We start from the raw sequence: 5,071 nt of genomic DNA, 5'->3' as shown, positions 1-5,071 counted from the left end.
TAAGTCGATTCAATTGCCAGTTTCTACTTTCTCAGTTGTTCATATTAGATTTAACAGTCAATATTTTAGGTTAACTGATTAAAAACTCGAAATGAGTTGCTTCAGATTACCTTGATCGCTCCTGACACTGTTACCCGATTTTGATCCATGCCACGATGATCAATCTTCGGCATTTTTGCCAAAGTTAGTCTCAACTAGAAATCTATAAATTCTAGAGGTCTCTGCAACTGAAATCCAGTTTGTCATGCATAGAAAACGGAATTATGGGGTGAATTCTCAAAGTTAGACGATACAATTGCCTGTTTCTTCTTTCTTTGTTGTTCATGTTAGGTTAAACAGCCGATTTGTCAGGTCAACTGGATAAAAACCCGAAATCAGTTGACAGATTCGAATTAACTACACATCTGAGCAATCTTATTCAGTTCTTCTAAGAGCAAATCAGGCAGGGTGAGATGTAGGGTCTCAAACATGTGCCGAATGCGGTGGCGCCAATCATGGCGAGATAGGCTCTCAAAATAGTTGCGGTAATGAATAGCCTTAAGTCGATCGTGATCACTCAAAAGCTTTTGGGTAAAATCCATCCAGACTTGAGGATCATCAGGTAAATCAATTGTTGCGTCATCCCAATTTAGAGCTTGATCAGCTAGCGCAGTTGTCGGACGCTTTCCTAAAATTGCACAGCCTGCTGCGACTCCTTCAATCCATCGTAAGGATAAGATAGAGTGCGGGAAGTGCCAAGGTCTTGTATTAACCTTATGAGACTCATACAGTTGGTCAGTATCATACAAAGGGTCGAAGGCCAGTACAATTTTCGAGCGTCTCATCATTTGATGAAACAATAAACGATATTCACAATCAACACGTGTAGCATAGCGATCATTTTTGGGATGCCAACTTCTATCAACTGCAGGATGACGATAATAGAGCATTTTTGAATTTGGCTGATTGAATGTTCTTGACAAAGCTTGGTGAAAGTTAAGAGGAGTACGCCCAAAACTCATTACATCAACTGGACGATTAACACTCTGAGTTCCATGAAGTAAAACGTCCGCCCCAAATGGGAGCAACGAGACAGAAAGATCAAACCGTTGCTGAATAACGTCTACAGCCTCCAAGACTGGGACAAAGAGATGGTCGAACTGATAGGTTTCTTTTGGGTAGGAGGGCAGGAACCACGCATCAATGACAAAACCAACCACTAGATCGAACTGACGGCGCCAATTTGGAATGCTTGTGACCATATTCAAAGCTGGTGCACTTAAACAAATGACAAACAATACCTTGAGTTGATGGGCCCGAAAATCAGCGGGATCAAACTTTTGATAGTATCCTGTTGTTCTCGAAATGAATTTCTTAAATTGAGTTGCAAATTTGGGTGACTGTTGCTCAACCCATAATGTTAATCCATTTGCTTTAGGCACCAGGATCTGACTGCCACAAAGTCTTGCCATTAATTCTTCAAATTCAAATATAAATCCGTATGCAGATCCCTCTACTAAACCCCGCTGCGAGAGAATGTAGGTGTCCATGGATCCGGATACTCCTTTATTGACATCCAAAAGCAGTCTGACACAGCATTAATGTTGCATCAATTTCTTGTGTAATTCGTCTTCTAAGCTCAAAACCTGTGGCTTTAAGCTTGACTATTTCATAAGTGAGTGGATCTGATTTTTCGCCTGTACTAGGCTCTGGTCGCTGAATACCAGGCTTAAATCCAAATACTGATTCACAACGTGCCTGGATCATTTTCGCAATATCAATGATCCGTAATGAGTTTTCACCTCCCAGATTAAAGATGCCATCATCCCAATCTACTTCGGGTCGCAAAAAGTGGATGATTGCCCGCCCAACGTCATCAAGCGCAATAAAGTCCCTCTGCTCCAGTCCTGAGGATCGCAAGCTTAATGTCCTAGCTGTCACAGCCTGACGACAAAGGTCATTAACCACTAATGTCCAGCGATTGACTTCAGAATGAGTGGGAGCCCCAAAAGCATTAGACAGACGAACCACAAGGGTTTCAATCATCGATCGATCTCCTGCAGCCAAAATAAAGTCTTCAGCAGTTTTATGAGCAATAGCATAAGGATGAGCAGGCCGCGGGATTACGGATTCATTAATCACACCCACCAACGGTGCCCCATACACATGCGCCGTTGAGAAATAGATAAAACCATGCACGCCTGCGTTCTGAGCCGCTTCTAAGAGCTTCAATGATCCCAGTCCGGTTACGAGTAAAGCTTGCTGTGGGTTTTGACCACTTTCGATTTCATTGAGAGCTGCCAAATGAATCACTGTCTCAACATCTTGACAGACTCGATGACAGTCATCATCAGACATTAAGTCACAAGAAACAACCTGTGCGTTAGGCAGCCAATCCACCTGAGCAATTTTTTCTGAACGTGTCGATACCACAACCTCATATTCTGGAATCGCAGCGAGCGCAGCTGCCACTCGCCCACCAACAAATCCTAACCCACCTGTTACAAGAATTCGGCTCATCCGTGCTTAAGGCCCCAATCATAGGGAATAGAAGATGTGAATGGATCCATTCGATCAATTTCATCTGGATCATGAGGAATACTTGAGCAATTAGCCACGATTGCCATTTCTGATCCATATCCCTTAAAACCATTCCAAACCATCGGTGGCACTGTCACTAAGCAGTAGTTATCTGGACAAAGAAAGAGCTGCTGTAGTTCTCCCTTCGTAGGGCTATCAGGCCGATTATCATATAAAACAAACTTGATATTTCCATGAGGCACCGCGTAATTTAGGATCATTTTGCTGTGAATATGCCAGGCTTTAATTGCACCTGGATGCACGCAAGAAAAATAAATTTCACCAAATTTCTGAAATGGCTCACGATCGCTGCGCATCATGTGCATTATTTTACCCCGCTCATCCAAAATTTGTCGGAGTGGAGTCACCTTGACACCCTCAATCATTTTGTGCATTCCTATAGTCTTGAACTTGTTGCTTGGTCATCTCTAGCACGCTCTCGCCACTATTTTGAGCACGATACCATCGAACTGTCTCAAAAATAGTCCGCTCAAAGTTCCAACAGGGCAACCATCCTAGTAGTTGGTTAGCCTTATCGCAATTGAGCTGCAGCAGGAGGGCCTCATGGAGGGAATTTGGATCAATATCATGTTTAATTTCACCTTGTCCCCAGCAGGTTATAACCTGCTCAGCTAGCTCATGAACGGGGCGAATCGAATCAATACGAGGGCCAAAATTCCAAGATCCCGAATATTCCTGTGGAGTCTCGTAAAGCTTCACTGCAAGAGCTAGATAACCAAACACAGGTTCTAGAACATGCTGCCAAGGGCGAGTTGAATAGGGATTCCTGAGCAATATAGGTTCTTGCTTTTGTAGTGACCGAATACAGTCAGGAATAATTCGATTTTGAGACCAGTCCCCTCCTCCAATCACGTTCCCTGCTCGTACACTAGCAGCACCTAGTGTAGAATTCATGCGGAAAAATGAATCTAGATAAGAAGAGAACACTATTTCTGCTGCTGCCTTTGATGCACTATAAGGATCATGACCTCCAAGCTTATCGTTCTCTCGATACCCCCAGAGCCACTCTCGATTTTTGTAACATTTATCGGACGTAACATAGATCAAAGATCGTATCGAAGACGTTGCCCGAACTGCTTCTAGCACATTCACAGAACCACCTACATTTGTGGAGAACGTGCGTTCAGGTTCATGGTAGGATAATCGAACCAGCGGTTGCGCTGCCAAATGAAAAACAAATTCAGGCTGAAACTCTTGAAAAACCTGGGACATCATCTCTAGATTGCGAATATCCCCATCTACATGACGGATGAGTTTGTTGAGTTCAAGCACATTGAAGTTATCGGCTGATTGCAGGGGAGGCAATGCATAACCTAAAATCTTGGCTCCCAGCTCATGCAAAAACATGCACAACCAGGATCCTTTAAAGCCTGTATCACCCGTTACAAGAACTCGCTTACCCGAAAACAGTTCTAGACATGTCACTAACGACTTTCCATTCACAACCACACCATCCAGGGGGCCTGTTTATCGTCAACTAGACTATTTAGGAGCTTATAATCTCGATACGTATCCATAGGTTGCCAAAAACCATCATGCTCGTACATCATCATTTGGCTATCATTCGCTAAATTTTTCATGGGCTCCTGTTCCAAGGTGATATTGCCGTTATCATCAATGTAATCAAAAAGTTCTTTACGGCAAACAAAATATCCACCTGAGATGCGTCCTCTGGTCGCCTGAGGCTTTTCATTAAAGCCAACAATGGTATTATCCTCTCTCAGCTCTAGTTCTCCAAAACGACCCGGTGGACGCATCCCACTCACTGTCATGATCTTGCCATGGGACTTATGGAATTTCACCAAAGCCTTAATGTCAACATTGCCGACCCCATCACCGTAGGTCAGCATAAAGTTATCATCATCGCCAAGATAACGCTTAACTCGCTTAACCCGGGTACCTGTTAACGTACCTATCCCCGTTTCTGCAAGCGTTACTTTCCAGCCCACCTCAGCATGCTCGTTGTGATACTCTACATTATCATATTTACCCAAGGTCAATGTCAGATCACTGATACTTGATTCATAGTTGAGAAAAAAGTGTTTGATGGATTCGCCCTTATAGCCTAAACATAGGATAAAGTCCTGATATCCCCAGTGGGCATAGTATTTCATGATATGCCAGATAATCGGCTTCCCTCCAATCGGGATCATTGGCTTGGGGATTTCATCAGCGACATCTCTAATGCGAGTTCCAAAACCACCACAAAGGATGATTATTTTCATTGACAGGTCTCTCCTTGCTATCAAAGTATGGGAGGGATAGGGCCATATCTCAATGGAAGCGTTAATATCCTACATTAAAAAAGCTAATTTTCAAGCAACTTTTTCCCTACTGTCAGAAATCCGTTGATGGTCTGGTAGAAAGTGTCAGATATGGTTAGCCAAACTCTCAACTGATTTCGGGTTTTTATCCAGTTGACCTGACAAATCGGCTGTTTAACCTAACATGAACAACAAAGAAAGAAGAAACTTGCAATTGTATCATCTAA

General features: G+C 43.1%; 5 protein-coding genes. All 5 read right to left on the bottom strand.

All coding sequences use genetic code 11. The features are described from left to right. Positions 1-392: 392 nt before the first annotated feature. Genes Q0991_RS13280 through rfbF form a run of 5 tightly spaced genes read right to left on the bottom strand, consistent with a single transcriptional unit; the run spans position 393 to position 4,805 of the window. A complete protein-coding gene (locus Q0991_RS13280; protein ID WP_299489202.1) occupies positions 393-1,529 on the bottom strand; it encodes a glycosyltransferase in 1,137 nt (378 codons plus the stop codon). 16 nt (positions 1,530-1,545) lie between these two features. Beyond that, complete coding sequence (locus tag Q0991_RS13275) at positions 1,546-2,499, bottom strand: SDR family oxidoreductase (RefSeq protein ID WP_299489200.1); 954 nt, start codon at positions 2,497-2,499, stop codon at positions 1,546-1,548. Then, a complete protein-coding gene (locus Q0991_RS13270; protein ID WP_299489198.1) occupies positions 2,496-2,945 on the bottom strand; it encodes a dTDP-4-dehydrorhamnose 3,5-epimerase family protein in 450 nt (149 codons plus the stop codon). The genes Q0991_RS13275 and Q0991_RS13270 overlap by 4 nt, the downstream gene beginning before the upstream one ends. Then, on the bottom strand, positions 2,938-4,023 hold the full coding sequence (rfbG, locus tag Q0991_RS13265) for a CDP-glucose 4,6-dehydratase (protein ID WP_299489196.1): 1,086 nt from the start codon (positions 4,021-4,023) through the stop codon (positions 2,938-2,940). The genes Q0991_RS13270 and rfbG overlap by 8 nt, the downstream gene beginning before the upstream one ends. Beyond that, positions 4,020-4,805, bottom strand: coding sequence for a glucose-1-phosphate cytidylyltransferase (rfbF, locus tag Q0991_RS13260; protein WP_299489195.1), 786 nt, complete (start codon positions 4,803-4,805; stop codon positions 4,020-4,022). Before rfbF ends, rfbG begins: the two co-directional genes overlap by 4 nt. Positions 4,806-5,071: the final 266 nt, after the last annotated feature.

It is taken from the genome of Acaryochloris sp. IP29b_bin.137, assembly GCF_028285745.1.
Classification (GTDB): Bacteria; Cyanobacteriota; Cyanobacteriia; order Thermosynechococcales; family Thermosynechococcaceae; genus Acaryochloris.
The sequence above is the reverse complement of the archived record's forward strand: the minus strand, read 5'-3'. Positions and strand labels throughout refer to the sequence as shown.

Excerpts from the sequence above, each read along its gene's own strand:
- rfbF (WP_299489195.1), bottom strand. The coding sequence starts at position 4,805 with ATGAAAATAATCATCCTTTGTGGTGGTTTTGGAACTCGCATTAGAGAT.
- Q0991_RS13270 (WP_299489198.1), bottom strand. The coding sequence starts at position 2,945 with ATGATTGAGGGTGTCAAGGTGACTCCACTCCGACAAATTTTGGATGAG.
- Q0991_RS13280 (WP_299489202.1), bottom strand. The coding sequence starts at position 1,529 with ATGGACACCTACATTCTCTCGCAGCGGGGTTTAGTAGAGGGATCTGCA.
- Q0991_RS13275 (WP_299489200.1), bottom strand. The coding sequence starts at position 2,499 with ATGAGCCGAATTCTTGTAACAGGTGGGTTAGGATTTGTTGGTGGGCGA.